At 55.1% G+C, this 19,290-nt stretch carries 14 protein-coding genes and 2 pseudogenes; 10 read left to right on the top strand and 6 right to left on the bottom strand.

Annotation, left to right across the window (positions count from 1 at the left end; translation table 11 throughout):
* Positions 1-65: 65 nt before the first annotated feature.
* The 3 genes and pseudogenes from ACWORE_RS02515 to ACWORE_RS02525 form a co-directional block, all read right to left on the bottom strand.
* Complete coding sequence (locus tag ACWORE_RS02515; RefSeq protein WP_455302383.1) at positions 66-2,003, bottom strand: ABC transporter ATP-binding protein; 1,938 nt, start codon at positions 2,001-2,003, stop codon at positions 66-68.
* Positions 2,000-2,860: pseudogene (locus ACWORE_RS02520) on the bottom strand (ABC transporter permease). The gene ACWORE_RS02515 and the pseudogene ACWORE_RS02520 overlap by 4 nt, the downstream one beginning before the upstream one ends.
* A pseudogene (locus ACWORE_RS02525) lies at positions 2,861-3,842 on the bottom strand (ABC transporter permease).
* A gap of 307 nt (positions 3,843-4,149) precedes the next feature.
* On the opposite strand from ACWORE_RS02525, the gene dapB reads away from it, so the two are divergent.
* The 10 genes from dapB (at position 4,150) to ACWORE_RS02575 (ending at position 16,840) form a co-directional block, all read left to right on the top strand.
* Complete coding sequence (dapB, locus tag ACWORE_RS02530) at positions 4,150-4,902, top strand: 4-hydroxy-tetrahydrodipicolinate reductase (protein ID WP_296135837.1); 753 nt, start codon at positions 4,150-4,152, stop codon at positions 4,900-4,902.
* The gene (gene thyX, locus ACWORE_RS02535; protein WP_296135836.1) at positions 4,903-5,673 is read left to right on the top strand and encodes an FAD-dependent thymidylate synthase; all 771 of its coding nucleotides are present in this window, start codon (positions 4,903-4,905) and stop codon (positions 5,671-5,673) included.
* 38 nt (positions 5,674-5,711) lie between these two features.
* Positions 5,712-6,617 (top strand): 4-hydroxy-tetrahydrodipicolinate synthase, encoded by a 906-nt coding sequence (dapA, locus tag ACWORE_RS02540; RefSeq protein ID WP_296135835.1) that lies wholly within the window; start codon positions 5,712-5,714, stop codon positions 6,615-6,617.
* Positions 6,617-8,776, top strand: a complete 2,160-nt coding sequence (locus tag ACWORE_RS02545) for an RNase J family beta-CASP ribonuclease (RefSeq protein ID WP_455302386.1) — start codon at positions 6,617-6,619, stop codon at positions 8,774-8,776. The genes dapA and ACWORE_RS02545 overlap by 1 nt, the downstream gene beginning before the upstream one ends.
* A 660-nt stretch (positions 8,777-9,436) precedes the next feature.
* A complete protein-coding gene (locus ACWORE_RS02550) occupies positions 9,437-12,556 on the top strand; it encodes a DNA translocase FtsK 4TM domain-containing protein (protein ID WP_455302605.1) in 3,120 nt (1,039 codons plus the stop codon).
* Between the two features lie 345 nt (positions 12,557-12,901).
* A complete protein-coding gene (locus ACWORE_RS02555; RefSeq protein ID WP_296135831.1) occupies positions 12,902-13,924 on the top strand; it encodes a TerC/Alx family metal homeostasis membrane protein in 1,023 nt (340 codons plus the stop codon).
* An 84-nt stretch (positions 13,925-14,008) separates the two neighbouring features.
* Positions 14,009-14,686 carry a CDP-diacylglycerol--glycerol-3-phosphate 3-phosphatidyltransferase gene (gene pgsA / locus ACWORE_RS02560; RefSeq protein WP_406604671.1) on the top strand — a complete coding sequence of 226 codons (678 nt, stop codon included), beginning with the start codon at positions 14,009-14,011 and terminating at the stop codon, positions 14,684-14,686.
* Positions 14,687-14,736: 50 nt separating this feature from the next.
* Positions 14,737-15,336, top strand: a complete 600-nt coding sequence (locus ACWORE_RS02565) for a CinA family protein (RefSeq protein ID WP_455302607.1) — start codon at positions 14,737-14,739, stop codon at positions 15,334-15,336.
* A 37-nt stretch (positions 15,337-15,373) separates the two neighbouring features.
* Complete coding sequence (locus tag ACWORE_RS02570; protein ID WP_455302609.1) at positions 15,374-15,823, top strand: helix-turn-helix domain-containing protein; 450 nt, start codon at positions 15,374-15,376, stop codon at positions 15,821-15,823.
* A 102-nt stretch (positions 15,824-15,925) separates the two neighbouring features.
* The gene (locus ACWORE_RS02575; RefSeq protein ID WP_455302388.1) at positions 15,926-16,840 is read left to right on the top strand and encodes a PspA/IM30 family protein; all 915 of its coding nucleotides are present in this window, start codon (positions 15,926-15,928) and stop codon (positions 16,838-16,840) included.
* A gap of 62 nt (positions 16,841-16,902) precedes the next feature.
* Here the strand turns inward: ACWORE_RS02575 and ACWORE_RS02580 are convergent, their stop codons facing one another.
* Genes ACWORE_RS02580 through ACWORE_RS02590 form a run of 3 tightly spaced genes read right to left on the bottom strand, consistent with a single transcriptional unit; the run spans position 16,903 to position 18,979 of the window.
* Positions 16,903-17,610 carry an energy-coupling factor transporter transmembrane component T family protein gene (locus ACWORE_RS02580; protein ID WP_455302390.1) on the bottom strand — a complete coding sequence of 236 codons (708 nt, stop codon included), beginning with the start codon at positions 17,608-17,610 and terminating at the stop codon, positions 16,903-16,905.
* A gap of 5 nt (positions 17,611-17,615) precedes the next feature.
* On the bottom strand, positions 17,616-18,344 hold the full coding sequence (locus ACWORE_RS02585) for an energy-coupling factor ABC transporter ATP-binding protein (RefSeq protein ID WP_455302392.1): 729 nt from the start codon (positions 18,342-18,344) through the stop codon (positions 17,616-17,618).
* The gene (locus ACWORE_RS02590; protein ID WP_406604666.1) at positions 18,344-18,979 is read right to left on the bottom strand and encodes a biotin transporter BioY; all 636 of its coding nucleotides are present in this window, start codon (positions 18,977-18,979) and stop codon (positions 18,344-18,346) included. The genes ACWORE_RS02585 and ACWORE_RS02590 overlap by 1 nt, the downstream gene beginning before the upstream one ends.
* Positions 18,980-19,290 lie beyond the last annotated feature (311 nt).

Consider the following 19,290-nt stretch of genomic DNA (forward strand, 5'->3'; position numbering starts at 1 on the left):
ACCTTCCGACGAAGATGTGGCGGGTTGATGGATCACTCGATCACGATGCATGGCCACGACACTCACTACTTGGCATCCACAGTGTGGACGGATCGGTCGTGCGCTGCGTGAGGATCCGGAATCGGGATAGCGGCCAACAGCTTTTTCGTATATGGGTGCTGGGGGTTGTCGAAAATGTCGTCGGTATTTCCCTGTTCGACGAACTCTCCTTGGTACATCACCGCAACACGATCGCTGATGTGTCGAACGACGGACAGATCGTGGGCAACGAACAGATAGGACAGTCCTAACCGACGCTTGAGGTCGTCGAGAAGGTTGATCATCCCGGCTTGAATCGAAACGTCGAGGGCCGATACCGGTTCGTCCAGCACGATGAGCGCAGGATTTGTTGCCAGAGCACGGGCAAGACCAATGCGCTGCCGCTGACCACCAGAGAACGCACTGGAGAAGCGGTCGATATGTGCTGCATTGAGGCCAACAAGCTTCATTAACTCGGTCACGCGTTCGTTAACGTCCCCGTCGAAACCAAGACTCTTTAATGGCTCGGTAATGATCTCGCGCACCGTCATGCGCGGGTTGAGAGAGCCCATAGGATCCTGGAAGACAATCTGAATATTTTGGCGAGCCTTCAGACGTGACTTCCGAGTGAAACGAGCCGCGGATTCTCCACACAGTTCGATCGCAGTTCCTTCCCGCGGATTTAGATCCATGATCTCTAGGAGTGTGGTTGTTTTACCGGATCCCGATTCACCGACGATCGCAAAGCATTCGCCTTGTTTAATGTCGATATCGACGCCACGAACAGCGTGAACGGTACCCACTCGGCGCTTAACGAGGGCACCTTTGAGTAACGGAAACTCCTTGCGGAGGTTCGTCACAGACAACACTGTCGACCGTTCGCTCCGTGGCGTTCCGGCGAAAATGTCATCGGCGGGGACAGGTGGCGGATACATCCTCGTATTGTCGATCATTTGATCAACAACCTCGTGGGAGCGGAAGCACGCTGTGTTGTGGTCGGGCTTATCGTCGAGGGGAATCGCGAGAGGTTCTTTCTCCCGACACTTGTCGATAACGACGGGGCAGCGCGCCGCGAAAGGGCATCCCTGCGGGAGATCGATCAGCATAGGCGGGTGCCCAGGAATAGTGGGCAGCGCTCCTCCCGCCTGCTTGTTTACGCGGGGAGTCGATTCCAGCAGCCCAATCGTGTACGGCATCTTTGGGTTGTGAAAAATCGACGACACATCGGCGCGTTCCACGGGCCGGCCGGCATACATGACGAGCACGTCGTCGGCCGTTTCTGCGACAACGCCCATATCGTGTGTGATCATGATCGTCGCCGCGCCTGTTTCCCTCTGCGCCACCTTGATCAGGTCCAGAATCTGCGCCTGGACGGTGACGTCCAAAGCGGTGGTGGGTTCGTCGGCAATAAGTATGCGCGGATTGTTAGCGATTGCAATGGCGATGACGACACGCTGCCGCATACCACCGGAAAACTCATGTGGAAAGGCTTTCACACGCTCGTGTGGCTCCGGAATGCCGACCATATCGAGTAGCTCAATAGCGCGTTTCCAGGCGTCGGACTTTGCCATGGAGGAATGGCATTGAATGGCCTCAACGATTTGTTCACCGACGTTGAACACAGGGGTGAGGGACGACAGCGGATCCTGGAAGATCATGCCGATGTCTTTTCCGCGGATGGCGCTCATGTCCTTATCGTTCATGCCGATGAGCTCGCGGCCATCAAGTTTGATTGACCCGGAAATCGCCGCCGAATCGGGCAAAAGACCCATGACCGCCAGAGAAGTGACGGATTTACCTGATCCGGATTCGCCGACGATCCCGAGCGTGCGTCCGGGATAGAGGTCGAAATCAACACCGCGGGCGGCGTGAACAGTTCCCGCCTCGGAGGGGAAACGAATGGTGAGTTCACGGACGGAGAGAAAAGGCTTTTCAGCTTTTTCAGTCGACCTCGTCTGAGTAGATGACAACGCTTCAGATGTCATGAGACATGTCCTCCAGCAGCAGAATAGGGATCCAGAGCATCGCGCAGGCCGTCAGCGATAAACGCCATGGAAATTGTCAGGAGTGTAAGGATCAGGGCCGGGAAGTAGAACTGCCAGGGTGATGCGTCGACGGCTCCGGTACCGACTGTTAAGAGAGTGCCCAGGGATACGTCGGGGAGCTTCACTCCTAGCCCGAGGAATGACAGGCCGGTTTCTGTCATCACCGTCGCGGGAACTCCGAGTGCAAATTGAATAATTAAGAGCGAACCAATATTGGGAATCAGGTGCCTAATCACAATGCGGGGAGTGTTGACACCCATATATTGGGCTGCTTTGACATAGTCATTCTGTTTGACCGATAACGCCATCGATCAAATGACGCGCGCCGGATAAATCCATCCGAAAATGATCAGAACTAATATCAATAGCTTCCAGTCGCCACCCGAACCAGACACTAGTAAAGCAATGATCAAGAAGGAGGGAATGGCCAACATAAAGTGAATGAAGGTCAAAATGATCTTTTCCGCGATGCCGCCCAAGAGTGCCGCGATACATCCGATGAGCGCGGAGAGAATAGACACACCGAGGGAGACTGTCACAGCGATGATGAGTGACCGTCCTAGACCGTGGATTGTCTGGGCGAAGAGGTCATTTCCGGAGTCTGAGGTTCCAAACCAGTGTTCAGCGCTCGGGGCAGAGGCGAGGTGGAGAAAATCCGGTTCCTCATAACTCCACTTCGAAAAATATGGTCCAAAAATCGAAGCGAAAACCAGAATAAGAAAACCAATGACGCCGATAAGGGCCAGTTTGTTTCGCGCGAAACGACGCGCGTATAAGGCAGTTTTATGCTGAGCCATTTAACTCACCCTTACCCGGGGATCTAAGATCACGACAGTTATATCTGCGAGAATTGCTGCCACCGCGGTCGTGAAAGCACCGAAGGCGGCAGCGGCTACGGTTCCGTATATGTCATTGTGCGATAACGCCGTAATGAAATAATCGCCCATTCCCTGCCAGGCGAAAATCTTCTCGGTCATAATGGCGCCGGTGAAAATTCCGGGAATGGAGAACGCCACTGAGGTAGCCACCGGAATAATCGACGTCCGCAAGGCGTGTTTCCGGATAGCTTTACGCCGGGGCAGACCTTTGGCCCGGGCCGTGCGGACATAGTCGGCGTTGAGATTATCGAGGAGCAGTGAGCGCTGCATCATGTGGTAGCCCGCGTAACTCACCAACAGGAGTGAGAACGTCGGTAGCGCGACGTGTTGAAGAAAGTCGAGGAGCGTCGGAAAGAATCCGTGGACGCCATATTTCGATGCGCCGGTGACATAAAAAATTCGGGAACCAGTGATTCGGTTGACCCATAAACCAAATGCCACCGTAATGATCGATGCGACAACGATGTGGAGGTTCATGGTGACAATCGAAATTCCTTGCCAAATACGATCGCCCATTTTGTATTGATTACTGGCGGTATATACGCCGATAGCGACGCCAATGATGACGGATAACACTGTTGCTAACAGAAGAAGTTCTGCCGAGACCCAAATACGAAATGAAATCTGCTGGTTAACAGACTCGCCGAGGGGAGACTCTCCCCAGTCCCAGTGAAACAAGATATTTGATAACCATGTCCACCACCGCTCGAAGAGTGGGGTGTTATCAGAGAGATTCAGCGGCTGAAGTGCGTTGAATTTGATCCTCTGGCAGCGGAGGTCGTCTGCCGACATAGTTTGACTTGGGATCTAGGAATGCGGTTGCAAGGAAGAATGTGATGTTAGTGGCAATGAAGATGATGGCGAGCCATCCGCCTAGCTTCTTCACCAAATATTTCGTCATAGTCAGGGGCCTCATCGTCACGAAGACAAGCTTTACGCATTGAAATGTAAAACTGATTGATGACGAGGCGTCGCTAAATGTCGAAACAAAGAGGTTACAAAATGTTTCGGTTGTATTACGTCGCGGTCTCTATCAAGCTGAGCTGGAAGAACATGACTACGATTCGTGACGTTGATCGTGGCCACTCGGGCTGTGGGGCTACCGTCCGGGGGTAGTTCGATATCGGGAGAGAAGGGGTAGACTAACGCCGTTGCGGTGGCCGCGGCCACCCACATGACAGATATATCCACTAATGATGGGAGAAATAATGACTTCACCACTCAAAGTCGGTGTCATCGGTGCTTCGGGGAATGTAGGACAGACACTCGTTGCGGCATTGAAGGGGGAGTCAGACCTTGAACTCGTTGCTGCGGTTGACCGCGATGATTCTTTGGACACGTTGGTTGATTCAGGTGCGGAAATCGCCATCGATTTCACGTCACCCTCAGCTGTGATGGATAACGTTAAATTCCTCATTGACCATGGAATTCACGCAGTCGTCGGAACGACCGGGTGGACTGATGATCGTTATGACCAGGTCCGCGAATGGCTCAAGGATTCGCCTAAGATAGGTGTCTTAGTTGCCCCGAACTTCGCTATCTCCGCAGTATTGACGGAGAAATTAGCGGAAATAGCTGCGCCGTATTTCGATTCTGCTGAAGTGGTCGAGATGCACCACCCAGGCAAGAAGGATGCGCCGTCGGGTACTGCCATTCACACAGCACAAACAATTGCTCAGTCGAGGGACAAGGCTGGTTGCGGCGATCAGCCGGACGCTACCGAGCAAGCACTTGACGGAGCCCGTGGAGCGTCGGTAGACGGAATTCCTGTCCACGCCATCAGGATGAAAGGTGCTGTTGCACACGAAGCGGTTATTTTCGGCTCCCAGGGGCAGAGTTTGACGATCCGTCAAGATTCCTATGACCGCACCTCATTTGTTCCTGGTGTTTTCCTGGGCGTGCGTAAAGTGCCTGAACACCCAGGCTTAACCATCGGTTTGGATTCTTTCTTGGGGCTGTAAATGGCAACACCTAAGCCATGTGAAGTGTCTCTTATTGCCCATACGTCTTTTACTCTCCCGTCGGGGATGGATTTGGGCTTTATTAAAGACTCTTCCGATGCGGATTCATTAGTCGAGTTTGCTGGTCGCGCCTGCTATGAAACATGGGATCGCCCGAACCCCCACACGGCCTCGAATGAAGCCTATATTCGGCACATCATGGAGGTAGGGCATACCGCTCTCCTTGAACATCCGACGGCGACGTTTTATATCCGGGGGCTTTCCCGGGGATGTGCCCATGAATTTATGCGGCACCGTCACTTGTCGTTTTCTCAACTCTCGCAGCGGTTCACGCCGGACGATGACATTGATGTCGTTGTTCCCGCAGAAATTGCGAAAGACAAACAGTTAACGGATTTGTTCCTCGAAGCGTGTGATGTAGCCAGAGATACCTTTTCGGAGCTACTGAGCAGCCTCGAGAAAAAGACTCCGGGCGGGGCGTCGGGACGTGTGAATGCCCTCTTGCGTCAGAAGCAAGCACGGCAAGCAGCACGGGCGATTTTGCCGTCGGCAACCGAAACTCGCTTGGTTGCCACGGGGAATTTCCGGACGTGGCGTCACTTTATTGGGATGAGAGCGACAGAAAATGCGGATCAAGAGATCCGGCACTTAGCTATTGCGATCTTGAAAGAGCTTCAGTCGGTGGCACCTCATGCGTTCGGTGATTTTTCTGTGACCGAGCTCAGCGACGGAACTGAGGTCGCGACAAGCCCGTTTGTTAGTGAAAGCTAGTTGTTTGTGCCCGTGCCCCACGGGTACCCTTGACCGATATGAGCACTGGTATTGCAACACGGGCCGGCGCCGAAACTTTCGGAACTATTGCCGTAGCAATGGTGACGCCCTACGATAGCGACGGTCACGTCGATATATCCGCAGGAGTGTCGTTGGCTAAGCACCTCGTTGATCAAGGGTGTGATTCCCTGGTTCTCGCTGGGACTACAGGAGAGTCCCCGACGACGACCGTCGAAGAGAAGTTGCGGTTGCTCAAGGCTGTTAAACAAGAGGTGGGAGATTCCGCCCGTATTATCGCGGGGTCGGGAACAAACAATACGGCGACGAGTATCGAGTTATCCCGTGCTTCGGCAGAGGCTGGCGCGGATGGACTCCTCGTTGTGACTCCGTACTATTCGAAGCCAAGTCAAGAGGGCATTTTTCAGCATTTTACGGCTGTTGCCGACGCTGTGAACGTACCCGTCATGATTTATGACATCCCATCGCGTAGTGTTATTCCGGTTGCGAAGGAGACGCTGGCGCGCTTGTCTGAGCACCCGCGTATTGCAGCTGTTAAGGATGCGAAAGGGAATCTCGCAGAGGCCTTGGAGCTTATTCAGTCCACTGAATTGGCCTGGTATTCCGGAGACGATCCCATCAACCTTCCGTGGTTGTCGGTTGGTGCAACGGGCCTTATCTCTGTCGTCGGACACATTGCTGCTCCCGTGCTGAGAAGAATGTACGACGCGTATGATTCCGGAGATCTCCCTGAAGCTCAGCGTTTATCAGCATCGTTGTCCCCGCTCTATCATGCGCAAGCACGACTCGGCGGGGTTAGTTTTGCCAAAGCAGCTCTGCTCTTGCAGGGCATTAATGTAGGAGAACCTCGTTTGCCTCAAATTTCTCCCAGTCCGTCACAGCTCGATGAGCTTGCTGATGATATGCGAAAGGCTGGTGTTCTGTAGTGCCAGATAACCGCACTCGCGGTCGGCGATCGACGCGTAAGGCCGGGTCGCCTGATGTTGACGCAGATCAGCGTCCAGAGTTCACAGAGCCGAAAGCCACTACACGTAGTCAGTCCTCACCATCCTCCGATGACAATCAAGGCCACGCCGACGGCAACAAAGGCAATGGACGTGATGGAAACCGCAATGGTTCATCGGGCCGATCGAACCGTGGTGGCAATAACAAGCACGGTGGCGGCAATGGTAATAAAGGCCGCAACAACCGTGGCAGTAACAGCAAAAACGACAACGGTCGTTCAGAGCGTGGCGGTTCCCGGAACTCGAATAAGAACGGGAAAAACAATCGCCCCAATAAACGAGGCCGTGACCGCAACAGGGGACACAATAAGAACCGCTCTGTCGTGAAATCCATGCAGGGAGCTGACCTCACTCAGCGCCTGCCTGAGCCCCCCAAGGCACCAAAAGACGGTCTGCGCATCGTCGCTTTGGGTGGTATTTCCGAAATCGGCCGCAACATGACTGTTTTCGAGTACCACAACCGGCTTCTCATCATTGACTGTGGCGTTCTTTTCCCAAGTTCCGACGAACCCGGCGTCGATCTGATTCTTCCTGATTTTTCCTATCTGGAAGACAAGATGGATCGTGTCGAGGCGCTGGTTGTTACGCACGGCCACGAGGACCACATTGGTGCGATCCCGTGGTTGCTGAAACTGCGGTCTGATATTCCCATCGTGGCCTCGCGCTTTACGTGTGCTTTGATTGCGGCGAAGTGTCGTGAGCACCATCAGCACCCGAAGCTGATCGAAGTTAATGAGACGTCTCACGAGAAGTATGGCCCGTTTGACCTGCGTTTCTGGAATGTGAACCACTCCATTCCGGATTGCCTTGGTATTGCGCTGAAGACAGGAGCTGGGCTTCTGATTCACACGGGTGATATCAAGCTCGACCAGACTCCGACGGGTGGTCGCCCCACCGATTTGCCGGCATTGTCCCGGTTCGGTGATGAGGGTGTTGACATCATGCTGGCCGATTCGACGAACTCCGCGACGCCTGGTTTCTCCGGGTCGGAGGCGGATGTGGCCCCGACGTTGAAACGTCTCGTTGCCGAAGCGAAGCAGCGCGTCATTATTGCGTCGTTCGCGTCGAACGTGTACCGCGTCCAAGCTGCAGTGGATGCTGCCGTTGCGGCGGGTCGCAAAGTTGCGTTCAATGGCCGGTCGATGATCCGCAATATGCAAATTGCGGAAGAGATGGGCTATTTGGACGTTCCACGAAACACCATTGTTTCTATGGACGACGCCGCGAAGATGGCTCCGCACAAGGTTCTTCTCGTGACGACGGGTACGCAGGGTGAGCCTATGGCAGCACTGTCCCGTATGGCACGGCGTGAACACCGCCAGATCACTGTCCGCGATGGTGACCTCATTGTTCTGTCGTCGTCACTGGTGCCAGGCAATGAAGAGGCCGTCTTCGGCGTGATCAACATGCTCTCGCAGATCGGCGCCCACGTGGTGACCAGTAAAGACGCTAAGGTCCACACCTCGGGCCACGGGTTCGCCGGTGAGCTCTTGTTCTTGTACAACGCAGCGCGCCCGAAGAACTTCATGCCTGTGCACGGTGAATGGCGTCACCTGAGGGCCAACAAGCAACTGGCTATCTCGACGGGTGTTCGTGAGGATCACACCGTGCTGGCACAAAATGGCGTGGTTGTTGATCTCGTGGATAAGCACGCCGATGTTGTTGGACAGATCCCTGTCGGAAACCTCTACGTCGATGGTGTCACCATGGGCGACGTGAACGCTGAGGTTCTGGAAGACCGCGCCCAGATGGGCGAGGGCGGCGTCATCTCCGTCACCGTCGTGATCGATAACCGGACGGGCATGGCGTTGGAGAAGCCTCACGTTGTGGCATCCGGTTTCTCGGACGAGTCGCGCGAGATGATGCATGAGGTCGAGGATCTCGTCGATAACACTCTGCTTGATTTGTCGGGTGAGGGCGAAAACGACCCTTACCGAATGGCTCAGCAGATCAAGCGTCGGATCACCAAGTTCGTGGGTGAGAAGTGGCGTCGGAAGCCATTTGTTGTCCCGACGGTGGTTCCCATGACATCCGACGAGCCGTTAGTGTCCGACGTGACGGGTACACGCGAATCGCTGTGATGTAGGCACTACCTCATAGCCTGGTGAGAGTCCTGGTCCCGTGAAATTGGGGTCAGGACTTTTTCATTATGAGGTGCGTGGTGGGCGGCCACACAGCAGCCATCTAAACGCCCTGCGTAGGTTAATAATGTGAATGATGTGATCTGAGAGTCTAAAGTGGCATGCATGACTGCCCCTCGGAAAACCAGTACACGTAACCGGAAGACTCACCCTGCGAGTTCTACGCGTGCACGGTCCCGGAGGGGTGCGCCAGCATCGAAACCACGAGGGGGCTCCCGACCCGCTAACCGTGGCGAGGAGCTGATTCCTACCCAGGAATTCGAGCGCACAGGCAGCGCATTTTCGGCCGTGGGCTCTGGCCTGGCCGGTTTTTTCAGTAGTACAGCGCGGGGTTTGGGAAGTCTGACCCGCAAAGTCGCTTCCGTCCGAGGACCACAAGGCAGTGTCCGAGGGTCGAATGATGACGATCTTTTAGACGATAGTGCCGACGCTGGTGATGTCCCGGGCGGTCGCAGCTCCGATAGTCATCACCAGAGCCTTGACCGGGAATCACGACGGGGCAGGGGCCGGTTCCGTCGGGCGTCTCGGGCGTCGGAGACCTCAGACCGGCATACTGCCGATAGCGAAGAGAATGTTGACGATTATTCCGAAGGAGAAAACGTGTCGTCGGGGGGACATAGGCGTGGTGGCAGCACCCGACGGCGCGCGTCCTCCGCACAGCGGGGTGTCGTAGATGAGGGTCGCGACCAGGGTCGTGACGCCTACGCCGACGATGCCGGAGTAGTGATTGGCGGCGGGTACGATACCCCCGCGTTGATCGTCGCGGCCCTCGGACTCATCACCGCTGGATCACTGTGGTTCGGGATTGGCGGTCCGGTGGGTGGCGCCCTGTCCACCGGCCTCATGATGGTCGTCGGCGCAGCTGCGTACCTGGTTCCTGTTGCTCTGTTTTTCGTCGCCTGGGTACTGATGGTGGGCGTGACCGTCCGTCAAGTGAATCATTATCGGTCCGGAGGGGCACTGGCACTGCTGTTGATTGCGATGCTGGGGCTCGCCCACCTTTTCGCGGGCCAACCGTCGACATGGGCAGGTCGGAGCCACGCCGGTGGTGCTATAGGTTTGTTCTCCGGAACGCCCTTGGCAACCGGGTTTTCGGTGTGGCTTGCTGTGCCGATTTTGCTCCTGATTATCGTCTGGTCGGCGATCACACTTGCTGGAACGACCATTAAAGATACGGTTCATGCCGTGTCTGAATGGATGGGCTTCCGATGGGGCAGGGGAGCATACGACGACGCTTCATACGACTCCTGTGGCGCCGACGAGTATGACGAATCCGGTTATGACATCGACGCCGAGAATGAGGGTGCCGGCTATGACGATGGCGCTGGAGTCGATCGTCGGTATGCCCGCTCTGACCGCGACCTGACTCCTTACGATTCAGGGCGCAGGCATTACCCAGCACGCAACGTGCCTTCCGATCCTCGGGTACACAGAGATGGACAGCCCCTCATCGTCGGGGAGGGGTCGCAGAAGTCCTCTTCCCACGCGATTATCGATGACGGCTCCGGGTTTGACGACGATGTGCTGCCCTCGGACGCTCAACAGTACGGCTCGTATGGCAATACGCCGATGGACAACTATCCCTTGGACGAAGATGCTGCGCCGACGCGTGTGTTCTCATCGGGGTCACGGGCTAGTGATCGTGGTCGCTCGTCCCGCAACACTTCGGGGAGAAGGCCTGCGCCGACGCTGGACGATCAACCGACCGACGTTGACATCGCCGGTTTCCATGGTGGTATGCCGACGTCCGTAGACGCTGAACAGCAACGAGATGCTGCGGAGCAACGAGATAGCGTCAACAACACGCGGGTCGACGCCTCTCTCACCGAGGATGACGATGTTCCCTCCGCAGCGAATGAGGGTTCGTCTCAATCGTCGGCAGTAAAAGTTAATGCTGCGGGTGAAGGCGCACCTGAGCTGGTGGACGATGGCGACGGTGGACACGGCGAGAGCAGTACGGACGCGGTCAGTGTCAGTCGTGAGGCCATGCGTCGGGCAATTGTTGCGCGGTCGGGTATTGATGCGGCAAGTAAAGCGCCCGGGAAAAAGCAATCGCAGCGTGCCTCGGCGGCGTCGAAGTCGGCCTCGGGGAGCCAAGACCGCAGTACTGCCGCATCGTCATCGGAGGCGGGACATCACTATGAGCTGCCTAGTGCGGATCTGCTCATTCCGGGCAAAGCGGCGAAGACTCGGACCGAAGCCAATGACCGGATGATTGCCGCGATTTCGGAGACCTTCTCGGAGTTTAAGGTCAATGCGAAGGTCACCGGTTACTCGCGTGGGCCGACAGTGACGCGGTATGAGGTTGAGCTCGGGCCGGGCGTCAAGGTATCCAAGATTACAAACCTGCAGTCCAACCTGGCTTATGCGGCAGCGACGGACAACGTGCGTCTGCTCACCCCGATCCCCGGCAAGTCTGCGGTGGGGATTGAGGTGCCGAACGCCGATCGTGAAATGGTTCGGCTCTCTGATGTTCTGCATGCTCCTGAGGTCATGCAGAACACTGACCCGATGCTGATCGGCCTGGGTAAAGACATCGAAGGCGATTTCGTCGCCCACTCGATAGCGAAGATGCCTCACTTGCTGGTGGCTGGTGCTACCGGTTCAGGTAAGTCTGCATTCGTGAACTCCATGCTGGTCTCCTTGCTGACGCGCGCGACGCCGGAGGACGTTCGTCTGATCCTGGTGGATCCGAAGATGGTGGAACTCACGCCATATGAGGGAGTACCGCACCTCATCACTCCAATTATCACTCAGCCCAAGAAAGCTGCGAGCGCGCTGCAGTGGTTGGTTGATGAAATGGAACAGCGTTACATGGATATGAAGTCCGCCGGTGTCCGGCACATCAAGGACTTCAACCGCAAGGTGGAGACGGGCGAGTACACAGCTCCTCTCGGCTCTGAACGCGAAGTCAAGCCTTACCCCTTTATCGTCTGTGTAGTCGATGAGCTCGCTGATCTGATGATGACGGCTCCAAAAGAGATTGAGGACTCGATTGTCCGGATCACCCAGAAAGCTCGTGCCGCGGGTATCCACCTAGTATTGGCGACGCAGCGCCCGTCGGTCGACGTTGTCACCGGCTTGATTAAGACGAACGTTCCCTCGCGCCTGGCCTTCGCGACCTCGTCGCTGACAGACTCGCGAGTCATCCTTGACCAAGGTGGGGCTGAGAAGCTCATTGGCATGGGCGATGGCCTGTTTATTCCCCAAGGCGCGGGCAAGCCGATGCGTATCCAGGGTGCGTTTGTCACTGACACTGAGGTGCAGGCCGTCGTCGATGCGGCGAAGGCTCAGCGTGAGCCGGAATACGATCCCAAGGTGGTCGAGCAGGCTGAATCCTCGAAGAAGAAGATTGACGAGGACATTGGCGACGATCTCGAGGACCTGTTGCAAGCCGTCGAGATCGTTGTGACCAGCCAGTATGGCTCGACATCGATGTTGCAGCGCAAGCTTCGCGTGGGATTTGCTCGGGCTGGTCGCTTAATGGATTTGATGGAGTCACGCGGAATTGTTGGCCCGTCAGAAGGGTCGAAAGCGCGTGAGGTGTTGGTGAAACCGGAGGAGCTGGACACCATTTTGTGGATGATCAAAGGTGCCGATCCCGCTGAGGCGCCGAAAGAAGACCCGAGTGACAACGAGGGAGCTGACGCTGCACCAGGCGGAGCTTCCGCCTCAACGACAAAAGTAGTGAGCGCCAACCCGTCGAGCGGCATCGTCTGATTGGGTACTCGTTTCTTCCGGCCTGTAATGCTGTCTTGGCTGGTTGCGCCCCATGATCGTGGTTTTTACACATGGTTCATGTACCCTCTAGTAGCTGGAGGGGAGTATCCCCGTCGCGTTGGTGTCGTCAACACGGTGCCTGTGTTCGTGTGGAGTATGTGAGTAGGTGAACGAGCACAGCAGCACCCGGTATCAACGGCTAGGCCGATCATGATCAGCCGAGGGCACACGGCTTTCTGTGTAAGACAGAAGGCGGTGCGTCCGCGTGGTTGTCAATGGTCGATGTTGTGGTGAGCCTAGTGGGAAAGACCTCCGGTCCTTGGTAATGACGACCGGAGGTATTTAATGCATGTAGATGGGTTAACGTGGGCGATCACAATCGTCGTCCTCGTTGGAATTTTGTTGGTCGATTTCGTCGGGCACGTCCGGCGGGACCACACACCCAGCATGAAAGAAGCTGGCTTGTGGTTGGGCATGTACGTCGGTCTGACCACGATATTTGGGATCTTCTTGTGGGTGTCCTGGCCGGCCCCGGGGGATCCACACAAGCACGGGCTTGAGTTTTTCTCTGGTTACTTCACTGAGCTGAGCCTGAGCATCGATAATCTCTTCATTTTCGCCCTAATTATCAGCTCGTTTAAAGTTCCGCGAGAGTTGCAACAAAAAGTCCTGGCCTATGGCATCGCGCTGGCGATCGTCTTTCGCGGTATCTTCATCGCTCTGGGCGCTGCAGCGATTAACGCGTGGTCGGATATCTTCTATTTATTCGGTATCTTCATGCTGTACACGGCCATCAAATTGGTGGTCGACGAAGTCCGCGACGCGCCAGAAACCGATGTTGATGACATGTTCGTTGTTCGGACGCTCCGCCGCTTCGTTCCGGTGTCGTCCGAGTTTGTTGGCCACAAAATGGTGGCAAAAGTGAATGGCAAGCGCATGGTCACGCCAATGTTGCTGGCGCTGGTGACCCTCGGTGCTATCGACCTTCTCTTTGCCCTGGACTCGATTCCCGCGATCTATGGCTTAACCCAGGAACCGTACATCGTGTTCACAACCAACGTCTTTGCTCTCATGGGGCTTCGTCAGATGTACTTTTTGCTCGACGGCCTCTTGGAGCGTCTGGTCTATCTTCCGTACGGTCTCGGTGTCATCCTCGGTTTCATTGGCGTGAAACTACTGTTCCACGCCTTGGAGGAGAACAATCTGCCCTTTATTAATGGCGGTGAAGATGTCCACGTTCCAGAAATCTCGACAGTTTTGTCATTGGGTGTCATCGTCGTTACGCTGACCGTGACCGTGGTAGCGAGCGTTATTAAGGATCGCCGGGATCGTGAGGCCGGAGGTATCTCCGTCCGTAATCGCATGTGAGGTCCGTCGAACGATACGGGTGGCTGCTAACCAATTTTGGTGATAAAACGGTTTCATCGTTGTAGTAAGCGGTAAGGTTTAAGTGTGAACGCGTCAGACGACAAGGCTCATGGGCCGACGGTTTCGGAAGCTGCGAGTGACAACCACGAGGTGAGTGACTATACGCAGCCAGCTCCACGTCACACGCAAGAAAGCGCAAAGCTGCTGAACATTGCCAACGTTCTCACGGTCATCCGCATCGTCTTTATCCCCGTTTTCGTGTGGCTCCTTCTACGGAACGGGGGGGAATCTGCTGCATCGCGTTGGCTGGCCTTGCTCATGTTTATCGCGCTCATGGTCACCGACTTTGTCGACGGACGACTAGCCAGATCACGTAACCTCATCACCGACTTTGGCAAGATTGCGGATCCCATTGCCGACAAGGCTCTGATGATCTCTGCACTGGTGGGGCTAAATATCATCGGCCATCTGTGGTGGTGGGTGACATGTCTGATCGTGATCCGCGAGATTGGTATCACCCTGTGGCGGATGGTGATGCTTCACCGCGGGTTAGTGGTTCCTGCATCTAAGGGCGGAAAGCTGAAGACGGCGCTACAGTCGCTAGCCGTCAGCTTGTTCCTCATGCCTCTGCCCGGATGGACCGACTGGCTCACCGGTATCGTCATGGCCGCTGCTGTCATCGTCACCGTGGTGACTGGTATTCAATATTTGCTCGATTCGCGGCAATCACGAGCAGCATCATCTGCGACGACGTCGGCGTAGTCGCGCGATGTTCATAGTCATCCACTAGTGGATGGAAAGAAGTGGTCTTGGTGTCAAATTCTGCGCCTCAAAGTGCTATTGAGTTCGCTCGCCCTACCGATGACGAGCTGTCTGAGGCCGCCCGACGCGTCGTCCACGGCTTTTCGTCAGCGGGCGTGACTATTGCGTGTGCAGAATCGTTAACAGCCGGTTTGTTGAGCGCGACGCTGGCGACCGTGCCCGGCGCGTCGGCCGTCTTACGTGGCGGCATCGTCGTGTATGCGAAAGAGCTTAAAGCGAGCCTTGGTGGGGTGCCCCGTGACGTCCTCGACGCCGACGGGGCAGTGGCACTAACCACCGCGCGGTACTTAGCCGCTCATATCCGCGAGACATGCGGGGCCACGCTTGGGGTCGCCCTCACCGGTGTTGCTGGGCCAGAGTCTCAAGAGGGCAAGCCGGTAGGACAAGTATTCATCGGCATCGCTGATGGAAAGGAAGCCACTGCGCAGCTTGCTGGTAATGTGCTTTTTCGCCACAATTATGCAGATAAACGAGCTACGTCGGATATCCTTATCGGTGGAGATCGTGAGACGATTCGACGCTTGTCTGTATCCGCGGCGTTATCTTCGTGCTGCGACTGGTTAGCGGAATTCGATATCGATGGGAAATAGCGTCGACGGAAGACAGCGTCGATAGAAAATAGCAATGATGGGAACAAAAGTGGGCAAAGATTCGTTACACACAGTGATGAGAACTCAGACCACCGTTCTAGATAATCCTGCTCTTTTTCCGCACCATCAATCACAGGGCAATAGCCCCGTACTCAGCCACGACCGTGAGACCCCTCTCGACGGCACTATCGGTTCGTCGGCGGGAACACCTGAACCTCTCCTGCGTGAGACGCTGGGTGAGGCGCTCCGAGCTTTCCGTGTTCGTGCGTCGATGACACTTAGGGAGCTATCGGATGTTGCGTCGGTGAGCCCCGGTTACCTGTCAGAGATTGAACGTGGCCGTAAAGAAGTGTCGTCTGAACTCTTAGCCTCTGTCTGCCATGCTCTTGGAGTCTGCGTTTCAGATGTTCTTCTGGAGTGCATTAGCATTATGGCCCTGGAGGCGGAAGCAGTTGATTTCAGGCACGAGCTCGACGCCACCGTGTAGTAGTCACCCACGTGCTCTGTGCCATCCTTGTTGTTCATCCACGTTGTTATTGTCAGCATCGGTTGCTGAGCAGCTCTGTGTAGAAAGGTCCCGGTTTTCACGATGGCGAACCCGTTTTCAAAAGGGTGGAAGTACTTGATGGCTCTCTTCGACAACAAGATCGAAGAGAAGGCTGATCCGAAAGTACAAATTGAGCAGTCCATTCAGGCTGCGAAGGAACAACACCAGGAACTGTCGAAACAGGCCGCAGCTGTCATTGGCAACCAGCGTCAACTGGAAATGAAACTTAACCGACAGCTGGCAGAGGTGGAAAAGCTGCAGGGCAATACCCGCCAGGCTCTGTCATTAGCGGATAAAGCCCGGAGTGAAGGTAATTCATCGAAGGCTGTCGAATACGAAAACGCAGCGGAGGCTTTTGCCGCGCAATTGGTGACGACAGAGCAGTCGGTAGAAGATCTCAAACAGCTCTATGATCAGGCTTTACAGCAAGCCCAGCAGGCAAAAGCCGCGGTTGAACGTAATGCGATGGCCTTGAAGCAAAAGACTGAGGAGCGCACAAAGCTCTTGAGCCAGCTAGAGCAGGCCAAGATGCAGGAGAAAGTTGCCGATTCGATCTCCTCGATGAACAAGCTGACCGCCAACGACGACTCGCCGAACCTGGATCAGGTGCGGGACAAGATCGAGAAGCGTTATTCGAATGCTTTGGGACGGGCTGAACTGGCGGAGAATTCAGTCGAAAACCGCATGGTAGAGGTACAGCAGGCCAGCGTGCAGATGGCAGGGCACTCTCGCTTGGAAGAAATTCGTGCGTCGATGAATAACGGTGGGCGCTCTGGGTCTAACATTAACCGGAGCATTGCCGGTTCCTCTCAGCGGTTACTGGAGCAGTCGCCCCAGAACGGTAGCGATACTGATAATTCCGTTCATGGGGAATTCACCCGCTCTTCCCAGGGCGGCGACAATGTCTCGCAGGATGCAGTGGCTGAGAAGCTGCGGCAGTTACGCGAAGGGAACTAACCTGCCATAGCTACGTTCATAGGCGCGGTAGTGAGGGGGTCGCTACCGTGCTTTTTCAGTGCCTACCCCTGAGAGTCAGGCTCCGACGACGTCGGATCCCAGTCATCAAATCCGCGGCTTTCTAAGGCTTCTCCCATTGCTTCGGCACGTCGAATCGAGTGGATAATGACCGGCAAAGCGAAAGCACGTAGTCCCCGCGAGGATCGAGCACGGCGAGCTTCAATGACCACGCGGATGTTTTCCATCTGAAGGGGGATTAGGCGGATAGTGATGGCAATGGCCACGCTGATTGCGTTCACAGGGACGTGAAAACGCGCAAGGGGGCGGAGAGCTCGGTCGAGCGACTCGATCATGTCGCCGATTCGCGTTGTCAGAGTCAAAATTAATGCCAGAGCTACGCTGACCAACAATGATGTGGCCAGTGACAGAGCCGACCACCATCCCGCGCTCCAGGCCTGAAATACGGTGATAAACGCAAGAATAGGGATCACGGGCAATAACTGCGATGCTGCGACGCTGAGTGGTATGCGGGCGAGGGCGAAAACACCGACGGTCACGAGGACTTCAATTCCGAGAATCGCTAGGCCGAGTGTGGTGACGTGGCTCCCTATCGTCCGTGACAGGACTGTGATAACCACCACCATCACCATGATGAACATAATCTTCGTGGTGGGTTTAAGCCGGTGGACGACGGTATTTTTATCAACATAGTGGCCGAGAGGCATAGTCAACCACTGTCGGGGAGTACGAGAATTACTCTTGTTCTTCATCTTTGTCAGGCTTGGTCCCTAGCGCGCATTGCTTCCTCGTATGTTTTACACACCTCATTCGCGGGCCCATCCGCTCGGATATGTCCACCGTCGATCCAGAGTGCACGGTCGTAATCGGACACAAAATCTAAGTCGTGGGTAACGACAATTAATTGTTGGGGGAAGCTATCGAACAAGCGTCCAAGTTTGAGCCTGTTGGATAGATCAAGAAGCGTTGTTGGTTCGTCAGCAATAATGGTGAGTGGTTGCCCGATGAGCACCGCAGCTAGTGCCAGCATTTGCTTTTCGCCACCGGATAACCGATACGGCGATGCCTGCGCACGGTTATCCAGCCCAAATCGGCTGAGCATCGCCATGACACGAGCGTTCTTTTCACGACGAGAAAGGCGATGGCCATCTACACGTATGTTTCGTAAAGAAAACTCGATATCTTCATACACCGTCGGCATCAATATTTGATTTTCAGCGTCGGAGAAAACAAACCCCACCTTTTTTCTGACATCGCGGCCGTCGGTCTGAGGATTGAGACCATTAACGGTGACTGTTCCGTTATCCGGCGTTCCCAACCCGTTAATCATGCGCACGAAGGTGGATTTTCCGGATCCATTTGCTCCGATAATGGCTATTCGTCGTTCCGAAAGCTTAACGGAAATGTCATTGAGAATTGTGCGTTCATCAAAAGCCACTGTGACATTGTCGAACTGAATAATGGGTGGGGTGACGGATGAATTCATTAGCGAGGTTCGGGTAGTAAACGAGGGAAAGCAGCCGCGACTCCTGAAGCGATGAGTCCGACAACAATCATCTTCACCAGGTCGGGGCCAATAAAGGCGAGTTGGCTTGTCAATGCTGCCTTCAGGCTAAAGCCTTTGATGACAACCATCCATATGGCGCCAAAAAAGTACTGGACGAAAATTCCGAGCACGCTGACAATGACAAAGAGAACCGTCTGGAGTGGCCGACGACGCGGAGTTATTTCTGCGATCGCCCCACATACCCATGCCGAAATCAGGTAACCAATAACATATCCGCCGCTAACGCCAGCGAAAGCTGACAGTGCAGATCGTCCACCTGCAAGTACCGGTAGACCGATAAGGCCGAGAATAAGTACAAGCCCGATGGCAGCTGTTCCGCGGTGTCGTCCGAGAATCATTCCGGCCATAATCGCGATTGCGTTCTGCATGACAATAGGAACGCCGGCCACTCCTATCGGGATAGAGACGAAGGCCATTGCTATGAAGAGTGCGGCAAAGACTGCTACATATGCGACGTCCCGGCTCGACCATGAAGATCGGCGTGATAATTGCTGGTGGGGAGCAGAGGTGGAGGTAGAACCAGCGTTATGTGTTTTATCACCCATGGCTGACATCGTAATAAAAAGTATGGCTAACACTAGTATTGCTCGACGAATGAACGTTAATAGTGGCTCGCGGCTGATAGCGGGTTGGTGGGCGGTGGCGTTTTGAATCGAACATACGTTTGTGTATGATGAAGAGCGGTGTTGCCGTGTCCGACGCCAGAATATTCTCTATCTTGGAACCAGAACCGGAGTAACATCGTCTATTCCGTGTGATGAGGACAGTCGTGCTGGTCTGAGAACGTATTGTACTGTGACCGGGCGAGTGGCTGTCATCAGGTACATGTTGTGTTGTTAGGTCAGGTTGCTAGATACCAGCGGTA

This window comes from Corynebacterium sp. c7Ub_26 (genome assembly GCF_053760365.1).